The sequence below is a fragment of the Mesorhizobium sp. M0496 genome (genome assembly GCF_040321205.1).
Classification (GTDB): domain Bacteria; phylum Pseudomonadota; class Alphaproteobacteria; order Rhizobiales; family Rhizobiaceae; genus Mesorhizobium.
Genome location: NZ_JAMYRC010000020.1, coordinates 43,667 through 65,845 on the forward strand (window position 1 = coordinate 43,667; position 22,179 = coordinate 65,845).

Annotated in this window: 23 protein-coding genes and 1 other RNA gene; 17 read left to right on the forward strand and 7 right to left on the reverse strand. The window is 62.2% G+C overall.

Going from position 1 to position 22,179, the window contains the following annotated elements; translation table 11 throughout:
- Nucleotides 1-3 precede the first annotated feature (3 nt).
- From NKI73_RS17995 to NKI73_RS18055, 13 genes are all read left to right on the forward strand, one after another.
- The gene (locus NKI73_RS17995; protein WP_352631944.1) at nt 4-453 is read left to right on the forward strand and encodes a GNAT family N-acetyltransferase; all 450 of its coding nucleotides are present in this window, start codon (nt 4-6) and stop codon (nt 451-453) included.
- Nucleotides 450-1,703 carry an NAD(P)/FAD-dependent oxidoreductase gene (locus NKI73_RS18000; RefSeq protein ID WP_352631946.1) on the forward strand — a complete coding sequence of 418 codons (1,254 nt, stop codon included), beginning with the start codon at nt 450-452 and terminating at the stop codon, nt 1,701-1,703. Before NKI73_RS17995 ends, NKI73_RS18000 begins: the two co-directional genes overlap by 4 nt.
- A 32-nt stretch (nt 1,704-1,735) precedes the next feature.
- Nucleotides 1,736-2,737: a 4-hydroxyproline epimerase gene (locus tag NKI73_RS18005; RefSeq protein ID WP_352631948.1), complete on the forward strand. Its 1,002-nt coding sequence runs from the start codon at nt 1,736-1,738 to the stop codon at nt 2,735-2,737.
- Nucleotides 2,738-3,071: 334 nt separating this feature from the next.
- Complete coding sequence (locus NKI73_RS18010) at nt 3,072-3,974, forward strand: branched-chain amino acid ABC transporter permease (protein WP_352631950.1); 903 nt, start codon at nt 3,072-3,074, stop codon at nt 3,972-3,974.
- A gap of 4 nt (nt 3,975-3,978) precedes the next feature.
- On the forward strand, nt 3,979-5,574 hold the full coding sequence (livM, locus tag NKI73_RS18015) for a high-affinity branched-chain amino acid ABC transporter permease LivM (protein WP_352631952.1): 1,596 nt from the start codon (nt 3,979-3,981) through the stop codon (nt 5,572-5,574).
- The gene (locus NKI73_RS18020; protein WP_352631954.1) at nt 5,574-7,136 is read left to right on the forward strand and encodes an ATP-binding cassette domain-containing protein; all 1,563 of its coding nucleotides are present in this window, start codon (nt 5,574-5,576) and stop codon (nt 7,134-7,136) included. Before livM ends, NKI73_RS18020 begins: the two co-directional genes overlap by 1 nt.
- Nucleotides 7,136-7,864 carry an ABC transporter ATP-binding protein gene (locus tag NKI73_RS18025; RefSeq protein ID WP_352631956.1) on the forward strand — a complete coding sequence of 243 codons (729 nt, stop codon included), beginning with the start codon at nt 7,136-7,138 and terminating at the stop codon, nt 7,862-7,864. Before NKI73_RS18020 ends, NKI73_RS18025 begins: the two co-directional genes overlap by 1 nt.
- A 112-nt stretch (nt 7,865-7,976) precedes the next feature.
- On the forward strand, nt 7,977-8,324 hold the full coding sequence (locus NKI73_RS18030; RefSeq protein ID WP_352631958.1) for a DUF6867 family protein: 348 nt from the start codon (nt 7,977-7,979) through the stop codon (nt 8,322-8,324).
- A gap of 137 nt (nt 8,325-8,461) precedes the next feature.
- The gene (locus NKI73_RS18035) at nt 8,462-9,580 is read left to right on the forward strand and encodes a branched-chain amino acid ABC transporter substrate-binding protein (RefSeq protein ID WP_352631960.1); all 1,119 of its coding nucleotides are present in this window, start codon (nt 8,462-8,464) and stop codon (nt 9,578-9,580) included.
- Between the two features lie 300 nt (nt 9,581-9,880).
- The gene (gene pyc / locus NKI73_RS18040; RefSeq protein WP_352631962.1) at nt 9,881-13,339 is read left to right on the forward strand and encodes a pyruvate carboxylase; all 3,459 of its coding nucleotides are present in this window, start codon (nt 9,881-9,883) and stop codon (nt 13,337-13,339) included.
- Nucleotides 13,340-13,496: 157 nt separating this feature from the next.
- Complete coding sequence (locus NKI73_RS18045) at nt 13,497-13,757, forward strand: DUF2312 domain-containing protein (RefSeq protein ID WP_013529099.1); 261 nt, start codon at nt 13,497-13,499, stop codon at nt 13,755-13,757.
- A 50-nt stretch (nt 13,758-13,807) separates the two neighbouring features.
- A complete protein-coding gene (locus tag NKI73_RS18050; RefSeq protein WP_352631964.1) occupies nt 13,808-14,248 on the forward strand; it encodes a hypothetical protein in 441 nt (146 codons plus the stop codon).
- 7 nt (nt 14,249-14,255) lie between these two features.
- Entirely contained in the window at nt 14,256-14,567 is a 312-nt protein-coding gene (locus NKI73_RS18055) for a hypothetical protein (protein WP_352631966.1), read from the forward strand.
- Between the two features lie 166 nt (nt 14,568-14,733).
- Here the strand turns inward: NKI73_RS18055 and msrB are convergent, their stop codons facing one another.
- From msrB to NKI73_RS18090, 7 genes are all read right to left on the reverse strand, one after another.
- A complete protein-coding gene (msrB, locus tag NKI73_RS18060; RefSeq protein ID WP_352631968.1) occupies nt 14,734-15,138 on the reverse strand; it encodes a peptide-methionine (R)-S-oxide reductase MsrB in 405 nt (134 codons plus the stop codon).
- 197 nt (nt 15,139-15,335) lie between these two features.
- A complete protein-coding gene (locus NKI73_RS18065; protein ID WP_352631970.1) occupies nt 15,336-16,145 on the reverse strand; it encodes an MBL fold metallo-hydrolase in 810 nt (269 codons plus the stop codon).
- Complete coding sequence (locus NKI73_RS18070; RefSeq protein ID WP_352631971.1) at nt 16,146-17,336, reverse strand: vWA domain-containing protein; 1,191 nt, start codon at nt 17,334-17,336, stop codon at nt 16,146-16,148.
- A 6-nt stretch (nt 17,337-17,342) separates the two neighbouring features.
- The gene (locus tag NKI73_RS18075) at nt 17,343-17,747 is read right to left on the reverse strand and encodes a type II toxin-antitoxin system HicB family antitoxin (RefSeq protein ID WP_023758609.1); all 405 of its coding nucleotides are present in this window, start codon (nt 17,745-17,747) and stop codon (nt 17,343-17,345) included.
- 11 nt (nt 17,748-17,758) lie between these two features.
- Complete coding sequence (locus NKI73_RS18080; protein WP_352631972.1) at nt 17,759-17,947, reverse strand: type II toxin-antitoxin system HicA family toxin; 189 nt, start codon at nt 17,945-17,947, stop codon at nt 17,759-17,761.
- A 68-nt stretch (nt 17,948-18,015) separates the two neighbouring features.
- Nucleotides 18,016-18,462: a GNAT family N-acetyltransferase gene (locus NKI73_RS18085; RefSeq protein ID WP_352631973.1), complete on the reverse strand. Its 447-nt coding sequence runs from the start codon at nt 18,460-18,462 to the stop codon at nt 18,016-18,018.
- 90 nt (nt 18,463-18,552) lie between these two features.
- Nucleotides 18,553-19,392, reverse strand: coding sequence for an AAA family ATPase (locus tag NKI73_RS18090; protein ID WP_352631974.1), 840 nt, complete (start codon nt 19,390-19,392; stop codon nt 18,553-18,555).
- Nucleotides 19,393-19,554: 162 nt separating this feature from the next.
- Here NKI73_RS18090 and ssrS point away from each other — a divergent pair.
- The 4 genes from ssrS to NKI73_RS18110 all read left to right on the forward strand — a co-directional run bounded on the left by ssrS (nt 19,555) and on the right by NKI73_RS18110 (nt 22,174).
- Nucleotides 19,555-19,710: non-coding RNA, 6S RNA (ssrS, locus tag NKI73_RS18095), on the forward strand.
- A 139-nt stretch (nt 19,711-19,849) separates the two neighbouring features.
- The gene (locus NKI73_RS18100) at nt 19,850-20,437 is read left to right on the forward strand and encodes a 5-formyltetrahydrofolate cyclo-ligase (RefSeq protein ID WP_352631976.1); all 588 of its coding nucleotides are present in this window, start codon (nt 19,850-19,852) and stop codon (nt 20,435-20,437) included.
- 70 nt (nt 20,438-20,507) lie between these two features.
- Nucleotides 20,508-21,332 carry a TIGR00282 family metallophosphoesterase gene (locus NKI73_RS18105; protein ID WP_352631978.1) on the forward strand — a complete coding sequence of 275 codons (825 nt, stop codon included), beginning with the start codon at nt 20,508-20,510 and terminating at the stop codon, nt 21,330-21,332.
- Between the two features lie 74 nt (nt 21,333-21,406).
- Nucleotides 21,407-22,174: a TerC family protein gene (locus NKI73_RS18110; RefSeq protein ID WP_352631980.1), complete on the forward strand. Its 768-nt coding sequence runs from the start codon at nt 21,407-21,409 to the stop codon at nt 22,172-22,174.
- Nucleotides 22,175-22,179: the final 5 nt, after the last annotated feature.

Genomic DNA, 22,179 nt, shown 5'->3' on the forward strand with positions numbered 1-22,179 from the left:
TATATGCCGAATCGGATCCATCTCAAGCGCGTCGAAAGCGATGGGGATTGGGCGGCATATCATCGTATTCGCAAGCGCGTTCTTTGGGAGGACCGGGGCTTGGATGGCTATGACGAACGGCATCCCGACGACCGCCTTGCGAGCAATCATCCACTACTCCTCATTCGCGACGGCGTGCCGGTAGGGACCGCGAGGCTGGACGTTGCCGGTCCGCGTCTTGGTGTTGCCCGGCTCGTTGCCATCGAGCCGGGCATGCAGCGGCGTGGCTTCGGCCGAATCCTTATGCAGGAAGTCGAGGCCTATGCATGCCGCCTTGGTTTGGAGCAGCTTGAAGTCAATGCGGCCAAGGAGGCAGAAGGGTTTTATCAGGCCCTCGGTTGGACGGTCGCCCAGTCCGACCGGGAAAACCCGCTGATGACAAAAGCCCTCAACCCTGGAGATATCCGGTCGTGACGGCGCCAACCGAGATCTCGGACATCGCCATCGTCGGTGGCGGCATCATTGGCATCTGTGCCGCCGCTTCTCTGGCCGAGGCGGGACGCAATGTCACGATCTTCGATAGGACGGGCATTTGCGAGGAGACGAGTTCCGGCAATGCCGCCGCCTTTGCCTTTTCCGACGTGCTGCCGATGGCGCATAAGGGCATGGTGCGGCAGCTGCCGAAATGGCTGGCCGATCCGCTCGGCCCGCTCAGCATTCCACCGGCCTATCTGCCGAAGCTTCTGCCCTGGCTAATCCGCTTCTGGCGCGCCGGGGCGCCGGAAAAATACGAGGCGAGCCTCGCCGCCCAGGCTGGCATGATGAAGCTCGCCGAAGCGGAGTGGATGGGGCTGCTCGATCGCTCCGGAACGCGGTCGATGCTGCGCGAGGACGGTTCACTCGAACTGTACGAAAGCGAAGCCGAGTTTCAGGCCGGGCTGCCCGGCTGGGCGGTGCGCGAGCGTTTCGGCATCGGCTTTCGCCATGTCGAGGGCGAAGAGCTGGCTGCCTTGCAGCCGGGGCTTTCGCCACGCTTCGTCAAGGGCACGTTCGTGCCGGGATGGAAGACCGTCGCCGACCCGAAACTGCTCGGCAAGGCGGTGTGGGCCTATGCGCAGACCAAGGGCGCCCGCTTTGAAAAGGCACGGATCGATCGCGTCACAGCCAACCAGGAAGGTGCTGCGCTGGCATTGGCTGACGGCACGACCAGGCAAGCCCGGCATCTTGTCATCGCCGCCGGCGCCTGGTCGCATCAGCTGGCGAGGCAGCTCGGCGATCGCATTCCGCTGGAGACCGAGCGCGGCTACAATACCACGCTGCCGACGAGCGCCTTCGACGTGAAGCGGATGCTGATCTTCTCGGGGCACGGCTTCGTCATCACGCCGCTCGAAACGGGCCTGCGCGTCGGCGGCGCGGTCGAACTTGGCGGCATCGAGCGGCCGCCCAATTATGCCAGGTCGAAGGCGCTGTTGCGGAAGGCGCAGAAGTTCCTGCCGGGCCTCGATCCCTCGGGCGGGCGCGAATGGATGGGGTTCCGTCCCTCGCTGCCGGATTCGGTGCCTGTCATCGGCGGCGCGCCGGGAAGGAGGTCGGTGGTTTATGCCTTCGGCCATGGCCATCTCGGCCTGACCCAGGCGGCGGCCACCGGACGGTTGATCAGAGACCTCGTCCTGGGGCAGACTTCGCCGATCGATCTGGCCCCCTTCAGTCCACAACGATTTTGACTTTCGTGGGTTTTGATTTTTCAAGGAGCGTCATGGCCAAGAAATCCTTCTTCTGCATAGACGGCCACACCTGCGGCAATCCGGTGCGCCTGGTCGCCGGCGGTGGCCCGCTGCTGCAGGGCTCGACGATGATGGAACGGCGGGCGCATTTCCTCGCAGAGTATGACTGGATCCGCACCGGGCTGATGTTCGAGCCGCGCGGCCACGACGTGATGTCCGGCTCCATCCTCTATCCGCCGACGCGCGAGGATTGCGACATCGCCATCCTGTTCATCGAAACCTCCGGCTGCCTTCCGATGTGCGGCCATGGCACCATCGGCACGGTGACTTTTGCCATCGAGCATGGGCTGATCAAGCCGAAGACGCCGGGCGTGCTTCGGCTCGACACGCCGGCCGGCCTGGTCATCGCCGAGTACAGCCAAGTCGGCGACTATGTCGAGGAGGTGCGCATCACCAATGTGCCGTCTTTCCTCTACGCAGAGGGGCTGACGGTCGAGTGTCCGCAGCTCGGCGAAATCACCGTCGACGTCGCCTATGGCGGCAACTTCTACGCCATCGTCGAGCCGCAGAAGAACTATCGTGACATGGCCGATCATTCGGCGGGCGACTTCATTGCCTGGAGCCCGGTGGTGCGGCAGCGGCTCAACGAGAAATATTCCTTCGTGCATCCGGAGAACCCGGGCATCAACCGGCTGTCGCACATGCTGTGGACCGGCGCGCCGACGGTGGATGGTGCGGACGCACGCAACGCCGTGTTCTACGGCGACAAGGCGATCGACCGCTCGCCCTGCGGCACCGGCACCTCGGCGCGCATGGCGCAGCTTCATGCCAAGGGCAAACTCAAGGCCGGCGACAGCTTCGTCCATGAATCGATCATCGGTTCGCTGTTCAAGGGCAAGGTCGAAAAGGACGTCACCATCGCCGGCAAACCGGCCATTATTCCGTCGATCGGCGGCTGGGCGCGGATGACCGGATTGAACACCATTTTCATCGACGACCGCGATCCGTTCGCGCATGGTTTTGTGGTCAAGTGAAGGGGAACCTGACCCCGGGGAAAGGAACGGAACGAAAAACGGGCCGTGTCAGCAACGCAACGATTCTTCTCATCACCTAATTTTGACGGCGATTTCTTCGAAACGGGGCGCATGATGCGGTCGAATCGTCAAAGACATTGCGTTATGCCAATGGTAGGGTCCGCGATAGTCCAGGGGTCGGATGAGAGAAAACGGGCAATCGGACGGCGTGCCGCGAAAACACGCATGACGATTGAAAAATGACGTTGCAATCCGGGCTCGAAACTTTACGACTAGGGGAAATACGAAAAGGAATGCGTCTGCATGGGCGACATTCCAGGGGAGCCATGTACACATGCAGTATTTTGTCCAGCAGCTTATCAACGGGCTGACGCTGGGATCGATCTATGGGCTGATCGCGATCGGCTACACGATGGTCTACGGCATCATCGGCATGATCAACTTCGCCCATGGCGATATCTTTATGGTGGGTGCCTTCACGGCACTGATCGTCTTCCTCGCACTTGGCGCGCTGTTCTATTCGGTGCCGGTGGTGCTGGCGCTGCTGCTCATGATGATCGTGGCGATGCTGCTCACCAGCCTCTACAACTGGACGATCGAGAAGGTTGCCTACCGGCCACTACGCGGCTCATTCCGGCTGGCGCCGCTGATCACCGCGATCGGCATGTCGATCGCGCTGTCGAATTTCGTCCAGGTGACGCAGGGGCCGCGCAACAAGCCGATCCCGCCGATGGTTTCGCAGGTTTACAACATCAACGGCATCAGTGTGTCGCTGAAGCAGATCATCATCGTCATCGTCACGGCGCTGCTGCTGGCGCTGTTCTGGTATCTGGTCAACAGGACTTCGCTTGGGCGGGCGCAGCGGGCCTGTGAGCAGGACCGCAAGATGGCGGCGCTGCTCGGCATCGATGTCGACCGCACCATCTCGATTACCTTCATCATGGGTGCGGCCCTTGCCGCCGTCGCCGGTACGCTCTTCCTGATGTATTACGGCGTCATTGCCTTCTCGGACGGTTTCACGCCCGGCGTGAAAGCCTTCACGGCGGCGGTGCTGGGCGGCATCGGTTCGCTGCCGGGTGCGGTGCTCGGCGGGCTGATGATCGGCTTCATCGAGAGCATGTGGTCGGCCTATTTCTCGATCGACTACAAGGACGTCGCGGCGTTCTCGATCCTGGCGATCGTGCTGATCTTCCTGCCTTCCGGCATATTGGGCCGGCCAGAAGTCGAAAAGGTCTGAGACCATGGCCGTCACCGTATCTCCGGAGCGCGACGCCGTCGCCACCCCCATGCAGCGCGCCACGCGCGAGGCGCTTTATGCCGGCGCCATAGCGTTTGGCCTGTTCGTGCTGTTCATCGGCCTGAAGACGGGTCAGAACATTTCCAATGAGCTGGTCCTGACGACGCGCTGGGGCCTGCTTGCCGCCGTGGTGATCGCCACGGCTGTCGGGCGGTTTCTTTATGTCGCTTATGGCCAGCCCTTCCTGGCCAACCAGAAGATCACCGACGTCGCCACCGGTCTGCTGCCGGCCAGCGTGGCGTCGCGCTTCTTCCAGTTGCCGGCCTTTATCGTGGCAATCATCGCCGCGGTGCTGCTGTTCGTGTTCAACAACTCTTTCGTCGGATGGGTGGGAGCTGAGCCGGCAGGCTATCTGCAATTCCTGCGCGCCCTGGCGGTCGTCTATGTGCTGGCTTGCGTGATCTACTATTTCAGAGCCTTCATCCATGCCAACTTCACCAAACTCGGCATTGCCGCGCTTGTGCTGTACCCGATCCTCGTGGTCGCGGTGCTGTCGCTGAGTGCCTGGTCGATTGTCGGAGGGCTGCAGGGTTCGCTGAAATGGGTCGATAATTTCGGCATCCAGATCCTGATCTATGTGATGCTGGCCTGGGGCCTGAACATCGTCGTCGGCCTCGCCGGCCTGCTCGATCTCGGCTACGTCGCCTTTTATGCAATTGGCGCCTATGCCTATGCGTTGCTCGGCACCCAATACGGCCTGTCGTTCTGGATCCTGCTGCCGGCAGCGGGTGCCATGGCCGCCTTCTGGGGCGTGCTGCTCGGCTTCCCGGTGCTGCGCCTGCGCGGCGACTATCTGGCAATCGTCACGCTGGCGTTCGGCGAGATCATCCGGTTGGTGCTGATCAACTGGCGCGAGGTCACCAACGGGTCGGCCGGTATCTCCGGCATTCCCAAGGTCAGCTTCTTCGGCCTGATGTCGTTCAACGTGTCAGACCCGAACTACATCGCCAAGGTGTTGGGCATCGCCCAGTCGGGCGCGTATTACAAGATTTTCCTCTATTATCTCATCCTGGGCCTGTGCCTGCTCACCGCCTTCGTCACCATCCGGCTGCGGCGCCTGCCGGTCGGCCGCGCATGGGAAGCGCTGCGCGAAGACGAGATCGCCTGCCGGTCTCTGGGCATCAACACGACGACAACTAAGCTCACGGCTTTTGCCACAGGCGCCATGTTCGGTGGCTTCGCCGGCTCGTTCTTCGCCGCGCGGCAAGGCTTCGTCAGCCCGGAATCCTTCGTCTTCCTGGAATCGGCCATCATCCTGGCCATCGTCGTTCTCGGCGGCATGGGTTCGCTGGTCGGCATTGCGGTTGCCGCGATGGTGATGATCGGCGGCACCGAGGCGCTGCGCGAGCTCGACTTCCTCAAGCAGATATTTGGGCCGGACTTCACGCCGGAACTCTACCGCATGCTTCTGTTCGGCATGGCCATGGTCATCGTCATGCTGTGGAAGCCGCGCGGGTTTGTCGGCAGTCGCGAGCCGACCGCCTTCCTCAAGGTGCGAAGAGCGGTCTCCGGCTCCTTCACCAAGGAGGGCCACGGCTGATGAATGCGAGCACGATTCAGGGGACCAATCCGGGCATGAACGACGCCATCCTGCAGGTCGAGCATCTGTCGATGAAGTTCGGCGGCCTGGTAGCCATCGGCGACCTGTCCTTCGCCGCTAGGCGCGGCGAGATCACCGCGCTGATCGGCCCCAACGGCGCCGGCAAGACCACCGTGTTCAACTGCATCACCGGCTTCTACAAGCCGTCGGAAGGCATGATCACGCTCAACCGGAACGACGGCACGAGCTATTTGCTCGAGCGACTGCCCAACCATGAGATCCCGGCGCGCGCCAAGGTGGCGCGCACCTTCCAGAACATCCGCCTGTTCTCGGGCATGACGCTGCTGGAGAACCTGCTGGTTGCCCAGCACAACAAGCTGATGAAAGCCTCGGGCTATACGATCCTGGGCCTGTTCGGCTTCAGCGGCTACCGCAAGGCCTCGGCCGAATCGGTGGAGCTTGCCAAGCACTGGCTGGAGAAGGCCGATCTTGTCGACCGCGCCGACGATCCGGCCGGCGACCTGCCCTATGGCGCGCAGCGGCGTCTCGAGATCGCGCGCGCCATGTGCACGGGGCCGGAGCTTCTATGCCTCGACGAGCCGGCAGCCGGCCTCAATCCGAAGGAATCGGCGGCGCTCAATGAGCTGCTGATCGATATCAAGAACACATCAGGCGCCTCGATCCTGTTGATCGAGCATGACATGTCGGTGGTCATGCAAATCTCCGACCATGTCGTGGTGCTGGAATATGGCCGCAAGATCTCCGACGGCAGTCCGCAGTCGGTGCGCACCGACCCGCGCGTCATCGCCGCCTATCTCGGCGTCGATGACGAGGAAGTCGAGTCGGTGCTGACCGAAGTCGGCGATGAAGACGTCATCGAACAGCTCGATACGGGGCCGGATGCAGCACACGGCCCGGGGACATCGTCTTCCTATCTCGCCGGGCCGGTGACCGACACGGTCGGCCATAGTTCGGGCGAGCGGGTTACGGTAGCCAAGGGCGCCTCGAAGGCCGGTCAGGTCGATGCACGATCGCTCGCCGCTGCAAACAAGGCGGCCCCGGCGGCGGCGGTGCCGGCTGAGAAGCCTGCTCCGGCGTCAAAGGCCAAGCCGGCTCCGAAGGCGGCATCAAAGACGACCACCGGGACGACTGCAAAGTCGACCGCGGCGTCCGGACCGGCCAAACCGGCAACCAAGGCTCCGGCGGCGAAGGCCGGGGGGATCTCCAACCGGTTGGCGGCGCCTCGCGGCGGCAAGGCCGACAATTTGACCCGCATCAGGGGGATCGGTTCGGTCAACGAGAAGAAGCTCAACGATCACGGCATCTTCCATTTCGACCAGATCGGCGCCTGGAAAAAGGCCGACGTCGAAGCCGCCGAAGCCTATCTTGCCTTCGACGGGCGCATCGCGCGCGAGGAATGGGTCAAGCAGGCCAAGCTGCTCAGCCAGGGCAAGGACACGGAATTCTCGCGCCGCGTCGATGCGGGCAAGGTGGCGACCAGCCATGCTTCCGGAAAAACTGCTGCCAAGCCTGTGGCGGGCAAGCGCGGAGGGGGCAAGTGATGGCCAGGACAACGCTGCTCGATATCAAGGGCGTGCAGACCTACTACGGCAACATCCGGGCGCTTAACGGCGTCGATGTCACCGTGAAGGAAGGTGAGATCGTGGCGCTGATCGGCGCCAACGGCGCCGGCAAGTCGACGCTGATGATGACCATTTTCGGCGCGCCGCGGGCTCGCGCCGGCACCATCACCTTCGCCGGCACCGACATCACGCAATTGCCGACGCACGAGATCGCGCGCATGCGCATCGCCCAATCGCCCGAAGGCCGGCGCATCTTTCCGCGCATGACGGTGATGGAAAACCTGCAGATGGGCGCCAGCCTCGACAACCTCCAACACTATGACGAGGACGTCGAGAAGGTGTTCAAGCTGTTCCCGCGGCTCAAGGAGCGCATCGCCCAGCGCGGCGGCACACTGTCGGGCGGCGAGCAGCAGATGCTGTCGATCGGACGCGCGCTGATGGCGCGGCCGAAGCTGCTTTTGCTCGACGAGCCGTCGCTGGGTCTGGCGCCGCTGATCGTCAAGCAGATCTTCGACGCCATCCGCGAGTTGAACCGCACGCAGGGGCTGACCGTATTCCTGGTCGAGCAGAACGCCTTCGGCGCTCTCAAGCTCGCCACGCGCGGCTATGTCATGGTCAACGGCAATGTGACGATGAGCGGCACCGGTAAGGAACTGCTCGCCAATCCGGAAGTGCGCGCCGCCTATCTCGAAGGCGGACACCACTGAGTTTGGAGCGGAATGTGTGCGTTCGGTATTCCGCTCCCAATTGTTTGTTTGTCGCATGATCTTTGTCCGAAAAGTCTGCAACTTTTCGGGATCATGATAAGGAGACTTCATCATGCAGGGCATTCTCTATGAGGAACCCTCGATCTGGCAGTTCTTCTTCGTCACCTGTCTGCTCGGCGGCTGGGCGGCCTGGATGACCGGCAAGGCCAGCGCCCAGACATGGCGCAGCTTTATTCAGCTGTTCGCCTATATGCTGGGCCTCGGGATCGGCATCCGCTTCATCCATCACGCGCTGTTCGGCGGCACGATGTTCTCGCTGCATTACTACATCGTCGACACCATCGTGCTGATGATCCTCGGCTTTGTCGGCTTTCAATACACGCGCACAAACCAGATGGTTACACAGTATAATTGGCTCTACGAAAGAGCTTCAATCTTGAGCTGGAAACCGAAAGGTTGACGTTCATCATTAACGCCGCATCGGAATTGAATCGGCGTGACAAGTGCCTGAAAATCGGCAAACTATGCTTTCTGCGATAAGGGTGGGCATCGCATGAAAGCTTCATCCACGCCCACTCCGTTAATGGGAGCGTTTAAATGAAAAAGTCACTTTTGTCCGCCGTCGCCCTGACCGCGCTTGTCGCGTTCGGTGGTGCCGCGTGGGCTGACGTAATGGTCGGCGTCGCCGGCCCAATCACCGGTCCAAACGCAGCCTTCGGCGCACAGCTGCAGAAGGGTGCCGAAGCGGCTGTCGCCGACATCAACGCGGCAGGCGGCATCAACGGCGAGCAGATCAAGCTCGAGGTTGGCGACGACGTCTCCGATCCGAAGCAGGGCATCTCGGTTGCCAACAAATTCGTCGGCGACGGCGTCAAGTTCGTGGTCGGGCACTTCAACTCGGGCGTCTCGATCCCGGCATCGGAAGTCTATGCGGAAAACGGCATCGTCGAGATCACCCCGGCTGCGACCAACCCGAAGTTCACCGAGCGCGGCCTGTGGAACGTGTTCCGCACCTGCGGACGCGATGACCAGCAGGGCAGCATTGCCGGCGCTTATCTCGCGACCAACTTCAAGGACGCCAAGATCGCCGTCGTCCACGACAAGACCACCTACGGCCAGGGCCTTGCCGACGAAACCAAGAAGGCAATGAACGCCGCCGGCGTGACGGAAGTCATGTACGAAGGCATCAATGTCGGCGACAAGGACTTCTCGGCGCTGATCGCCAAGATGAAGGAAGCCGGCGTCACCATCATCTATTGGGGCGGTCTGCACACCGAAGCCGGCCTGATCATCCGCCAGGCGGCCGACCAGGGCCTGAAGGCGACACTGGTCTCCGGTGACGGCATCGTGTCGAACGAGCTGGCTTCGATCGCGGGTGACGCGGTTGCGGGCACGCTCAACACGTTCGGCCCGGATCCGCGCCTGATCCCCGCCAACAAGGAACTCGTCGAGAAGTTCCGCGCGCAGGGCTTCGAGCCGGAAGCCTACACGCTCTACTCGTACGCAGCCGTGCAGGCGATCGCGGAAGCAGCGACCGCTGCCAAGTCGAACGACCCGCAGGCAGTTGCCAAGGCGCTGCATGAAAACGGCCCGTTCAAGACCGTGCTGGGCGACCTGTCCTATGACGCCAAGGGCGACCCGACGCTGCCCGGCTACGTCATGTACGAATGGAAGAAGGGCGACGACGGCAAGTACACCTACATCCAGAAGATGTAAGCTCGTCAGTCTCGATTTCTACGGAATGCCCGGCGCCTCGCGCCGGGCATTTTTCGTTTGAGCCGGGTCTGCTCCGGAGGGGCCGGCAAGTCGATACGGCCGGGGCCTTTAGCCGGAAAATGATCGCGCGTTGCCGGCAGCGCCGGCGCTTTCCTTGCGTGTTCGACTGAATGCGACCGCCCCTGCCGCAAAGATTCCATTTCAATCGGTTTAAATGCGCGTCAATTTTGTTTGCGCTGCAGCATTTTCACGCTAATCATTGCGCCGATTTCTCTTCCTTCCGTTGCTGGAGCCCAGTCCTTGGCCATCACGAAGATCCTCGTCGCCAACCGGTCCGAAATCGCCATTCGCGTCTTTCGCGCGGCCAACGAACTCGGTCTCAAAACCGTGGCGATCTGGGCAGAGGAGGACAAGTATTCGCTGCACCGCTTCAAGGCCGACGAGAGCTACCAGGTCGGACGCGGGCCGCATCTGACCCGGGACATGGGACCGATCGAAAGCTATCTGTCGATCGAGGAGGTGATCCGCGTCGCCAGGCTTTCGGGTGCCGATGCCATTCATCCCGGCTACGGGCTGTTGTCGGAAAGCCCCGAATTCGCCGACGCCTGTGCCGAGGCCGGCATCACCTTCATCGGGCCGAAGCCGGACACGATGCGGCGGCTCGGCAACAAGGTCGCAGCGCGCAATCTCGCCATCGAGGTCGGCGTGCCGGTGATCCCCGCCACCGATCCGTTGCCGGACGACATGGATGCGGTCAAGAAACTGGCCAAGCAGATCGGCTATCCGGTGATGCTGAAGGCGTCATGGGGCGGCGGCGGCCGCGGCATGCGTGCCATCCGCGCCGAAGCCGACCTTGCCCGTGAAGTCACGGAAGGCAAGCGCGAGGCGAAGGCCGCCTTCGGCAAGGACGAGGTCTATCTCGAAAAGCTGATCGAGCGCGCGCGCCATGTCGAGGTGCAGGTGCTGGGCGACACGCATGGCAATGCCGTGCATCTGTTCGAGCGCGACTGCTCGATCCAGCGCCGCAACCAGAAGGTCGTCGAGCGGGCGCCGGCGCCCTATCTCGAAATGCCGCAGCGCGAGGAGCTTTGCGGCCATGCGCTGAAGATCGCGCGCGAGACCAGCTATATCGGCGCCGGCACGGTAGAGTTCCTGCAGGACGCCGACACCGGCAAATTCTACTTCATCGAGGTCAACCCGCGCATCCAGGTCGAGCACACCGTCACCGAGCAGGTGACCGGCATCGACATCGTCAAGGCGCAGATTCATATCCTCGACGGCTTTGCGATAGGCACGCCGGGATCGGGCGTGCCGGCGCAAAACGACATCAGGCTGAACGGCCACGCCTTGCAGTGCCGCATCACCACGGAAGATCCCGAGCACAATTTCATCCCGGATTACGGCCGCATCACCGCCTATCGCGGCGCGACGGGTTTCGGCATCCGCCTCGATGGCGGCACCGCCTATTCGGGCGCGGTCATCACCCGCTTCTACGATCCGCTGCTGGAGAAGGTGACGGCGTGGGCGCCGACGCCTGCCGAGACCATCGCCCGCATGAACCGGGCGCTGCGCGAATTCCGTATCCGCGGCGTCGCCACCAATCTGACTTTCCTCGAAGCGATCATCAACCACCCGAGCTTCGCCGACAATTCCTACACGACCAAGTTCATCGACACGACGCCGGAGCTGTTCCAGCAGGTCAAGCGCCAGGACCGCGCGACCAAGCTGCTCAACTACCTCGCCGATGTCAGCGTCAACGGCCATCCCGAGACGCGCGGCCGGCCACAGCCGAAGGCCGATGCGGCGGCACCTGTGGTGCCCTACCTCAACGGAAATGTGCCCGTCGGCAGCAAGCAGAAGCTGGATGTGCTGGGCCCGCAGAAATTCGCCGCCTGGATGCGCGACCAGAAAGAGGTGCTGGTCACCGACACGACGATGCGCGACGGCCATCAGTCGCTGCTGGCGACACGCATGCGCACGCATGACATTGCCGGCATCGCCGGTACCTATGCGCGTGCCCTGCCGCAGCTTCTGTCGCTCGAATGCTGGGGCGGCGCCACCTTCGACGTCGCCATGCGCTTCCTCACCGAGGATCCGTGGGAGCGGCTGTCGCTGGTGCGCGAGGCGGCGCCCAATCTGCTGCTGCAGATGCTGCTGCGCGGCGCCAACGGTGTCGGCTACACCAACTATCCCGACAATGTCGTGCAGCATTTCGTCAAACAGGCGGCTGCCGGCGGCATCGACCTGTTCCGGGTGTTCGACTGCCTGAACTGGGTCGAGAACATGCGCGTCGCCATGGATGCGGTCGGTGCCGAGGGCAAGCTGATCGAAGCAGCGATCTGCTATACCGGCGACATCCTCGATCCGGCGCGGGCGAAATACGACCTCAAATACTATGTCGGCCTGGCTAGGGAATTGCAGGCGGCCGGCGCCCACATCATCGCCGTCAAGGACATGGCCGGACTGCTGAAGCCTTCCGCCGCACGCGTGCTGTTCAAGGCGCTGCGCGAGGCGACCGACCTGCCGATCCATTTCCACACCCACGACACGTCGGGCCTGTCGGCGGCGACGGTTTTGGCGGCGGTCGACAGCGGCGTCGATGCCATCGACGCGGCGATGGATTCGCTGTCGGGCAACACCTCGCAGCCATGCCTGGGTTCGATCGTCGAGGCGCTGAAGGGCACCGAACGCGACCCGGGCCTCGATCCGCATTGGATCAGGAAAATCTCGTTCTACTGGGAAGCGGTACGCAACCAGTATGCCGCCTTCGAAAGCGACCTCAAGGGACCGGCCTCGGAAGTCTATCTGCACGAGATGCCGGGCGGACAATTCACCAATCTCAAGGAGCAGGCGCGCTCGCTCGGGCTGGAGACACGCTGGCACGAAGTGGCGCAGACTTATCACGACGTCAATCTGATGTTCGGCGACATCGTCAAGGTGACGCCGTCATCCAAGGTCGTCGGCGACATGGCATTGATGATGGTCAGCCAGGATCTGGCCGTCGCCGATGTCGAAAACCCGGACAGGGATATCGCCTTCCCGGATTCGGTCGTCTCGATGCTGCGCGGCGATCTCGGCCAGTCGCCCGGCGGCTGGCCTGAGAAGCTGCAGAAGAAGGTGCTGAAGGGCGACAAGCCGATCAAGGTGCGGCCTGGCTCGCTGCTCAAGCCGGCGGACCTCAAGGCCAACCGCAAGGAGATCGAGGAGAAGCTCGATCGTAAGCTAAGCGAGTTCGAATTCGCCTCGTGGCTGATGTATCCCAAGGTGTTTACGGATTTCGCCGGCGCGCAGGAGACCTACGGTCCGGTCAGCGTCCTGCCGACGCCGACCTATTTCTACGGCATGAAACCTGAAGACGAAATCTTCGTCGACATCGAGAAGGGCAAGACGCTGGTGGTGCGCTGCCTTGCCATCGGCGATGTCGACGAGAAGGGCATGGTCACCGTGTTCTTCGAACTCAACGGCCAGCCGCGCCGCGTCAAGGTGCCCGACAGGGCCCATGGCGCGTCCGCCGCCAAGGCCCGCCGCAAGGCCGAGCCCGGCAACGAGGCCCATGTCGGCGCGCCGATGCCGGGCGTCGTCTCCGCACTTGCGGTTGCTGCCGGCCAGGCCGTGAAGGCCGGTGACGTGCTGCTCTCCATCGAGGCGATGAAGATGGAGACGGCGCTGCATGCCGAGCGCGACGGCACCATCGCCGAGGTGCTGGTCAAGGCCGGCGACCAGATCGATGCAAAGGATCTGCTGATCGCCTTCGGATAATGCTACCTTCCTGGGGATGGCTGTCCGCATCATGGCGGCAGCCTTTCATGCAGCATCGATAACGGCTTGACCCGCCGCCGCTGGTCGGGCATCGAACCGGCTCAAATTTGCCGCCGTCGTCACCGAGTCGCGGCGCGAAAAACGATGTGGAGAAAAAATGGCCGACGATATCACCGATACCAGCCAGACTGTTGCCGCCGGCCAGCTGCGTGCCTTCATCGAGCGCATAGAGCGGCTCGAGGAAGAGAAGAAGACTATTTCCGACGACATCAAGGAAGTGTTCGCCGAGGCCAAGGGCACCGGCTTCGACACCAAGGCGATGCGCACGATCATCCGGCTGCGCAAGAAGGACCAGGCCGAGCGGCAGGAAGAGGAGACCATCCTCGATCTGTACAAGGCCGCACTGGGCATGGTGTAAGACTAACCGGCCCGGCGCCCAATGCGGTTGCCGGAGAAACGGTTCGGACCATGAGCGAATTCGACTTCGGCGCCCGCCGTGCTTCTGAATTCCGCCAACGCGGTTTCTGGATGCTGTTCGCCGAACGGCATCCGGAAGAAAAGCCTCTGATGGCGAGGCGCGGACCCTGGTTCTGGCAGCGCGGGCTGCCCGATTTCGCATTGGTCCTTTCCATGTATGTCGCGCCGGCACAGAACCATGTCGGCGTCTTTTTCGGCCGCAACGAGAAGTTCGGCGCCACGCAAGCCTGGTCGCGGCTGAAGCCGTTCCAGCCGGCGATCGAAGACAGGCTGAAGCTTAAGCCGGAACAGAGTTGCGAAGGCCTCGGCATCAATTCGATGTGGCGGGTGAACTGTTATGCCGAAGACAATTGGCCGGCGATGACCGATTGGCTGGTGACCGAATGCTCGCGTATCGAGCGCGCGGTGACAGAAGTCCTGGGACAGGGGTAGATATCAGGTGTTGCCAGAAGGCGTCGGATCCTTCTTCCGCTCACGCTGGCAAGGCCTGGTGCCGCTCGACCGGCTGTTCTGGCGCGACCTTGTTCTTGTCGGCACGGCGCTCAACGTCGCATCAGCGGTGGCCGCGATCATCCTGCTTGCGCTGAAGCTGCCGCTTGTGCTGGTTCTGGCGGTGCATTTCGCGCTGGTGCCCTACAACATCTTCCTGACCTTTGCCGTATGGCGAACCACGGAAAAGGCCAGTGGCACCAAAGCTTCATTGATGGCGCTCGGCGCCATATTGTGGCTGATCCTGACGGTCGTGGCCTGAGCGAGTATCGACGGCACCAACCAATTTCACGGACCGCAAACAAAAAAGGGCGGCCGCAGCCGCCCTTCCTATCTATCTAGCGATCGTTTGGCTCAAAGCGCGTCGCGCTTTGAGTTCTATGCATGTCGTTGTCCCAAAACCGCTGCGCACTTTTGGGCGACTTGCGTCAAGCCGCCGGCTCGAATTTCAGCGCCACGCCGTTGATGCAATAGCGCAGGCCAGTCGGCGGCGGGCCGTCTTCGAAGACATGGCCGAGATGGCTGCCGCAGCGGGCGCAGTGGCATTCGGTGCGGACCATGCCGTAGCTGCGGTCGACAGTGTTCTCGACCGAGCCCGGTACCGGGTCGTTGAAGCTCGGCCAGCCGGTGCCGCTCTCGAACTTCAGTTTGGATTCAAACAAAGACTGATCGCAGCCGACGCAGGAAAACGTGCCGGCGCGCTTCTCGTAGAGCAGAGCGCAGCTTCCCGGTCGCTCGGTGCCATGGCCGCGCATGACAGCATATTGCTCCGGCGTCAGCCGGGCGCGCCATTCTGCGTCGGTGCGGGTTACGGGGTAGGTATGGGTGTCCATTCGATCTCCTCAGCCTTGCCGGCTCGTTACTACAGCGCCGCGCGTCCATCGGACGCGCAAAGGACGCTGTAGCGCTTTGGTTTTTGCGCATGATCCTTTCCGAACCGGAGGTTCGGCGTCATGCGCGGATTGCGACTTCATATTCGCACCAAGATAGGCATTTGTTACGGCATTTGCCCGCAATTTCGATGGCGTCTTTATGCGATCGCCGCGAGATAGCGGGCGACCGATGTGGCTAATGCCCCTTTTGCATCCCCGATGACATTCTGGTTCCACCATGCACCGTAGATATGGTCGAACTGGAACGGCTCCAGCGCCGAGGCGATGCGGTGCACGGTGGCAGCATTGAGCGGGATGTAGTTCGGATAGCTGTACATGAAAGAGACATGGCGGCGCGTCGGCGTCACCTGCAAGATATCGCCGGCCAGCAAGACGTCGCCGCCATCGCGTTTCCAGTGCAGCACCTGACCGCCGGCAAAGTGACCGCCGCAGCGAATGAGTGTCAGCGACGGGTTGATGACCAACATCTCGCCTTGCCAACTGACGATCGCCTTGTGCGGCCGCATGATCCACTCACGATCGTCGGCGTGGAGATAAATCGGCACGCCGCCAAACGCCTCGCTCCACTCGACCATCACCGAATAATAGTGGCAGTGCGAGATGGCGATCGCCGTCAGGCCGCCGCGGCGGTTGATTTCGGCCACCGCCTCGTCGGTCACCATCGAAATGCAATCCCACAGCACATTGCCGTGCGGCGTCTGCGCCAGCAGCGCCCGCTGGCCGATGGCGAAGCGCGGTTCGATGCCGAAGGCGAGCACGCCGGTATCGTCCTTCATCACAAGCCGATGTCCGTCAGCGAGTTCCTGCGACGTAATCCACGCTGGGCCTTTCCAGCGCACATACTGGCGCTCATCCTCGCAGATCGGGCAGTGTTCCGGCGGCGCCTCTGTTGCCGCGAACTGGACGCCGCATTGCAGGCAGAGAAAGCAGGTTTCCCGTCGGTCCATTCAATGCTTCCTTGAAAGCTGCTTCGTCGCGCTTTCGAGCCCGGCCAGTGTCATCGGAAACATGCGGCCGCCGAAAATGTCGCGGATCATCGCGATCGAATGGGTGTAACCCCAGTTCTTTTCGGCCTCGGGATTGAGCCACACCGCGTTCGGCCATTGCTGCAGCAGGCGACCGAGCCAGACGGCTCCGGCCTCCGGGTTCCAGTGCTCGACCGAGCCGCCGGGGTGTGCAATCTCGTAGGGGCTCATCGAAGCGTCGCCGACGACGATCACCTTGTAGTCGGGCCCATATTTGTGGAGGAGGTCGAAGGTCGGGACCGTCTCGGCATGCCTGCGGCGATTGTCCTTCCACACGCCCTCGTAGAGGCAGTTGTGGAAATAGAAATATTCGAGCTGGCGGAATTCGGCGCGGGCGGCCGAGAACAGCTCCTCGACGCTTTTGATGTGATCGTCCATCGAGCCGCCGACATCGAAGAACATCAGGAGCTTCACGGCGTTGCGGCGTTCCGGCCGCGTCCGCACGTCGAGATAGCCGTGCTCGGCGGTGGCGTGGATGGTTCCGGGCAGGTCGAACTCCTCCTCGGCACCCTCGCGCACCCAGCGGCGCAGACGCTTCAGCGCGATCTTGATATTGCGGGTGCCGAGCTCGACGGCATCGTCGAAATTCCTGAACTCGCGCTTGTCCCACACCTTCACCGCGCGGCGGTTGCGGCTTTCATGCTGGCCGATGCGCACGCCTTCGGGATTATAGCCATAGGCGCCGAAAGGCGAGGTGCCGTCGGTGCCGATCCATTTCGAGCCGCCCTGGTGGCGGCCGTTCTGCTCCTTGAGCCGCTGCTTCAGCGTCTCCATCAGTTTCTCGAAACCGCCGAGCGCCTCCACCAGCTTTTTCTCTTCGTCGGTCAGGTGCTTTTCTGCGAGGCGGCGCAGCCATTCTTCGGGAATGTTGGCGACATCGACGGCATCCGGCCCGCCCAGTGCTTCGATGCCCTTGAAGACATGCGCGAACACCTGGTCGAAGCGGTCGATATGACGCTCGTCCTTCACCAGTGCCATGCGGGCGAGGTAATAAAAACCTTCGACATCATAGTCGACCAGCCCGGCTTCCAGCCCTTCCAGCAACGACAGATATTCCCGCAGCGAAACGGGAACACGCGCTGCCTTCAGTTCGAGGAAGAAGGGAATGAACATTGTCGGTTATCTGTGGCCCTCGATCTTCTCTCGTGCGGCGCTTGCAATGAATGCGGAACGCGTCAGGCCACGCCGGCCTGCTTCTTCGTCGATCGCCGCCAGAAGACCGGCGTCGAGCGACAGATTGGCTCGGACGGGCCGGCCCGAGTCGATCAGCACCGGGATCATCACGGCGGATTCGCCTGCGGCAGTATCGAGTTCGTCTTGCAGGAGCAATTGCGCCACCGTACGCGAGACCGGTAACTGCAGATGTTTCGTCGCACGTGCTTCGACCCATTCGCGCACGGCGGAAGTGGCATCGGCAATGGCTTCTTCGGGGCTTGCGCCGCCGCCATGGCAGCCGGGAAGATCAGGGACTCGCACCCCCCAGATGTCCTCTGCCCCATCGAGAATTCCAACATAATGCGTCATGCGGTCTGTCCTCAAATCCATGCAGCCAGCCGGGCGATCGACCGGGCGACACCGGGAGATTGTTCACGATGCCTAGGCACGATGATCATCACCTCTGGCCGTTCCGGATGCTCATACTTGTCGTGCTTGCCGCCGCCGACACTTACCCAGCCATCGCGCAAAAGCCTGATGATAATTTCGCGCGTATTGGTCTCGATCAACGGCACTACACACCCAGGTCATGCGCAATATATTGCGCAATGGCGACCATATCAATCTCCCACTTTCTTCACAATAGATCATACTCGATGAAGCCGGTCCGGCGCGCCACATGGTCGTAGAGCTTGCGCGCGGTGGTGTTGGTCTCGTGCGTCATCCAGTAGACGTTCTTGACGCCGATTTTTGCGGCTTCCTGTTTCACCGCCTCGATCAGCGCAGCACCAATGCCCTTGCCGCGCACATCCGGGTCGGCAAACAGATCCTGCAGATAGCAGTTGTTTTTCTCCGACCAGCCGGAGCGGTGGTAGAGATAGTGGGTGAGGCCAACCGCCTTGCCGTCGAGGGTGGCGATGAAGCCCTTGGGCTCGAACTCGCCCGCCGTGAACAGCCGCTTCCAGGTGACGGCGTAGACCTCTTCCGGCAGCTTCGTCTCGTAGAAGGTCAGGTAGTCGGTCCAGAGCCGCCGCCAGTCGGCGTGGTCGGACTGCGCGAGCGGGCGGACAATAATCTCAGACATTTCATCTCCTCCGAAGGTTCTGGCCGAAGCTGCCTCCCAGTTCGGCGGGCGGCAACGGTCCACAGAAGGGAAAGTGCTACTGCTGCCGCCCTATTGCTGCCTTCTGGCCATGAAGGCCAGCCGCTCGAATAGGTGCACGTCCTGTTCGTTCTTCAGCAGCGCCCCATGCAGCTTGGGCAGCGCGTTCTTCGGGTCGGCGCGCAGGTCCTCCGGCGCGATATCGTCGGCGACCAGCAGGCGGATCCAGTCGAGTGCCTCGGAGGTCGACGGCTTCTTCTTCAGCCCCGGCACCTCGCGGATCTCGTAGAACTGGGTGAGGGCCGCCCGCACCAGGTTCTGCTTGATGCCGGGATAGTGGACGTCGACGATTCTGTGCAGCGTGTCGACGTCGGGAAAGCGGATGTAGTGGAAGAAGCAGCGGCGCAGGAAGGCGTCCGGCAATTCCTTCTCGTTGTTGGAGGTGATGATGACGATCGGCCTGACCTCGGCGCGGATGGTTTCGCCGGTCTCGTAGACGAAGAACTCCATCCGATCGAGCTCCTGCAGGAGGTCGTTGGGGAATTCGATGTCGGCCTTGTCGATCTCGTCGATCAAAAGCACGATTTTCCTGCCGGCCGCGAACGCTTCCCAGAGCTTGCCGCGTTTGATGTAGTTCCTGATGTCGTTGAACCTGATATCGCCGAGCTGGCTGTCGCGCAGCCGCGAGACGGCATCATACTCGTAAAGGCCCTGCTGCGCCCTGGTGGTCGACTTGACGTGCCATTCGATGAGGTCGAGGCCAAGTGCTGACGCCACCTGGCGGGCGAGCTCCGTCTTGCCGGTGCCGGGTTCGCCCTTGACCAGCAAGGGCCGTTCCAGCGCGATCGCCGCGTTGACGGCCACCATCAGATCCTTGTCGGCGACATAGGCCGCCGTGCCTTCGAAACGCATTTTTGCTCCTTGGTTGCCATGACAACCGTAAGGAGGCGGACTTGCCAGTGCAAGGCACGGCGGCGAACGGCGCTGAACAGGGGTAGCGGATTCGCAGCGAATAAAGTCGCCGGCCACTCTGTCTCTCTGGCGCTTGCCCGATGAGCAGCCTATATTGGGTGGGACGGTCTGTGCTTCCCGGCAGGAGAACATTTTCCCCGGGGCCTTAACGATCCTTAGGGAGCTGTCCCTGGGAAGACCCGTGGGTTTTCTCACACGGCGCCCACCTACTTTGTAGGTTCCCGGGATCGCTCTCTCCACCGGTTGTGTGGACCGTCACCCATCGAAAAGGCCATATTTGGCGGATTTCGTCGTCGCGTCGCTTTGTGTGGTGCTCACGAACGAAAAGTTCGCTCCGCTCCTCCAAAACGTCGCTCCTAAAACTCCATCCAAATCTGACCTTTTCTAGCGTCGGCGCATGACATCCTCAAAAGACCTGAAAAAGCAGCTTCGCCGCGAGGCCCTCGGGCGCCGCGACGCGCTCAATGAATTCTGGCGGGTTGAGGTCGCGCTTGAAATGGCCGAGACGGCACGCGATCACCTGCATATCGAGCCGGGGCAGATCGTTTCCGGCTTCTGGCCGATGCGCTCGGAAGTCGACGTCAGGCCGCTGATGTTTGCCTTGCGCGAGAAGGGTGCACGGCTCTGCCTGCCGGCCATTCTCGACAAGACCACGATCGTCTTTCGCGAGCTGGTGCGCGGCGCGCCGATGGTTGAGATGGGTTTCGGCACGGTCGGTCCACATGAGGAGGCCGAGGTGCTCGACCCCTCGGTGATGCTGGTGCCGCTCGCCGCCTTCGATGCGCGCGGCCATCGCATTGGCTACGGCGCCGGCTATTACGACCGCGCCATCGCCGGGCTGATCGACAAGGGACAGCCGCCGCGGCTGATCGGCATCGCCTTTGATTGCCAGGAGGTGGCGCAGGTGCCGGATGAGGATCATGACGTCATCATCGCGGAAATACTCACCGAGAGCGGGTTGCGCCGCTTCGTGCCAAAATTGTAGATAAATGGACGCATGATCTTCCACTGGCGTCATGCAGCTTTTGCTTTGCTGACTTTCGGTGCGGGATCTTATGAGACTTCTCTTCCTCGGTGACATGGTTGGAAAGACGGGACGCACGGCGGTGTGGGAACAACTGCCGGGGCTGATCTCCGATTTCAAACTCGATTTCGTCATCGTCAACGGCGAGAATGCCGCCGGCGGCTTCGGCATCACCGAAGACATCTTCCGCGAGACGATCGCGGCCGGCGCCGATGTCGTCACCACCGGCAACCATGTCTGGGACCAGCGCGACGCGCTGGCCTTCGCGCCGCGCGAAGAACGCTTCCTGCGCCCCTCCAACTTTCCCAAAGGCACGCCCGGGCGCGGCTCCGGCGTCTACATCGCCAGGAGCGGTGCGCGCGTGCTGGTCGCCAACATCATGGGCCGGGTGTTCATGCATCCCGAGCTCGATGACCCGTTCCAGGCCGGCGAACGGGAGCTTGCCGCCTGTCCGCTCGGCGAGCAGGCGGATGCGGTGGTCATCGACTTCCACGCCGAGGCGACGTCTGAAAAAATGTGCTTCGCGCATTTCGTCGATGGCCGCGCCAGCCTCGTCATCGGAACCCACACCCACCAGCCGACCGGCGATCACCAGATCCTCAATGGCGGCACCGGCTATATGTCCGACGCCGGTATGTGCGGCGACTATGATTCCTCGCTCGGCATGGACAAGGAGGAACCGCTCAACCGGTTCCTGTCGAAGGTGCCGAAAGGGCGTTTCGAGGCCGCGACCGGACCGGCGACATTGTGCGGCGTCGGCGTCGATATTTCCGACCGCACCGGACTGACAGAGCGGATCGCGCCGTTTCGTCGCGGGCCACGGCTGGAGGAAACCGCGCCATCCTTCTGGTCGTGACATTGATATAAACGCGCTTAGTACCTAATTGCCGGCGACACTGCTCTAGATCGTTAAAAGAGGGGACGACCTCCATGCAGCTCATCGAATTCCTGGCGCCGCATTTTCAATTCGTGTCCGACCCAACGGCCTGGGTCGCGCTGCTGACGCTGGTGGTGCTGGAGATCGTTCTCGGCATCGACAATCTGATTTTCATCTCGATCCTGACCAACAAGCTGCCGCAAGCGCAAAGGGCCCGCGCCCGCCGCCTCGGCATCTCGGCGGCGCTGATCATGCGGCTGGTGCTGTTGGCCACCATTTCGATCATCGTCCAGCTGACGGCGCCGGTTTTCACGGCCTTCGGTCACGGCTTTTCCTGGCGCGACCTGATCCTGATCGCCGGCGGCCTGTTCCTGGTCTGGAAGGCGACCAAGGAAATCCATCACACGGTCGACCCCGACGACCACAAGGACACGATGCTGGGCGAGACGCTGCAGATCAGTCTTGCCGGGGCGATCTTCCAGATACTGCTGCTCGACCTGGTCTTTTCGATCGATTCGATCATCACCGCCGTCGGCATGACCGACGAAATCGCCATCATGTACATCGCCGTGATCGTCGCGGTCAGCGTGATGATGCTGGCGGCCGGGCCGCTGGCCAACTTCATCGCCAAGAACCCGAGCATCGTCATGCTGGCGCTGGGCTTCCTTTTGATGATCGGCATGACGCTGATCGCCGACGGCATGGGCTACCACGTGCCCAAGGGTTACATTTACGCGGCGATGGGCTTTTCGGCGTTGGTCGAGGGGCTCAACATGCTGGCGCGACGGCGCAAGAAGGCGAAGTCCGGCAGCGGGTACTGAGGAAA

Excerpts from the sequence above, each read along its gene's own strand:
- NKI73_RS18085 (WP_352631973.1), bottom strand. The coding sequence starts at position 18,462 with ATGTCTGAGATTATTGTCCGCCCGCTCGCGCAGTCCGACCACGCCGAC.
- NKI73_RS18070 (WP_352631971.1), bottom strand. The coding sequence starts at position 17,336 with ATGTTCATTCCCTTCTTCCTCGAACTGAAGGCAGCGCGTGTTCCCGTT.
- NKI73_RS18100 (WP_352631976.1), top strand. The coding sequence starts at position 19,850 with ATGACATCCTCAAAAGACCTGAAAAAGCAGCTTCGCCGCGAGGCCCTC.
- NKI73_RS18030 (WP_352631958.1), top strand. The coding sequence starts at position 7,977 with ATGCAGGGCATTCTCTATGAGGAACCCTCGATCTGGCAGTTCTTCTTC.
- NKI73_RS17995 (WP_352631944.1), top strand. The coding sequence starts at position 4 with ATGCCGAATCGGATCCATCTCAAGCGCGTCGAAAGCGATGGGGATTGG.
- NKI73_RS18075 (WP_023758609.1), bottom strand. The coding sequence starts at position 17,747 with ATGACGCATTATGTTGGAATTCTCGATGGGGCAGAGGACATCTGGGGG.
- NKI73_RS18020 (WP_352631954.1), top strand. The coding sequence starts at position 5,574 with ATGAATGCGAGCACGATTCAGGGGACCAATCCGGGCATGAACGACGCC.
- NKI73_RS18005 (WP_352631948.1), top strand. The coding sequence starts at position 1,736 with ATGGCCAAGAAATCCTTCTTCTGCATAGACGGCCACACCTGCGGCAAT.
- NKI73_RS18110 (WP_352631980.1), top strand. The coding sequence starts at position 21,407 with ATGCAGCTCATCGAATTCCTGGCGCCGCATTTTCAATTCGTGTCCGAC.
- NKI73_RS18050 (WP_352631964.1), top strand. The coding sequence starts at position 13,808 with ATGAGCGAATTCGACTTCGGCGCCCGCCGTGCTTCTGAATTCCGCCAA.
- NKI73_RS18035 (WP_352631960.1), top strand. The coding sequence starts at position 8,462 with ATGAAAAAGTCACTTTTGTCCGCCGTCGCCCTGACCGCGCTTGTCGCG.
- livM (WP_352631952.1), top strand. The coding sequence starts at position 3,979 with ATGGCCGTCACCGTATCTCCGGAGCGCGACGCCGTCGCCACCCCCATG.
- NKI73_RS18045 (WP_013529099.1), top strand. The coding sequence starts at position 13,497 with ATGGCCGACGATATCACCGATACCAGCCAGACTGTTGCCGCCGGCCAG.
- NKI73_RS18025 (WP_352631956.1), top strand. The coding sequence starts at position 7,136 with ATGGCCAGGACAACGCTGCTCGATATCAAGGGCGTGCAGACCTACTAC.
- NKI73_RS18105 (WP_352631978.1), top strand. The coding sequence starts at position 20,508 with ATGAGACTTCTCTTCCTCGGTGACATGGTTGGAAAGACGGGACGCACG.
- msrB (WP_352631968.1), bottom strand. The coding sequence starts at position 15,138 with ATGGACACCCATACCTACCCCGTAACCCGCACCGACGCAGAATGGCGC.
- NKI73_RS18090 (WP_352631974.1), bottom strand. The coding sequence starts at position 19,392 with ATGCGTTTCGAAGGCACGGCGGCCTATGTCGCCGACAAGGATCTGATG.
- NKI73_RS18010 (WP_352631950.1), top strand. The coding sequence starts at position 3,072 with ATGCAGTATTTTGTCCAGCAGCTTATCAACGGGCTGACGCTGGGATCG.
- NKI73_RS18065 (WP_352631970.1), bottom strand. The coding sequence starts at position 16,145 with ATGGACCGACGGGAAACCTGCTTTCTCTGCCTGCAATGCGGCGTCCAG.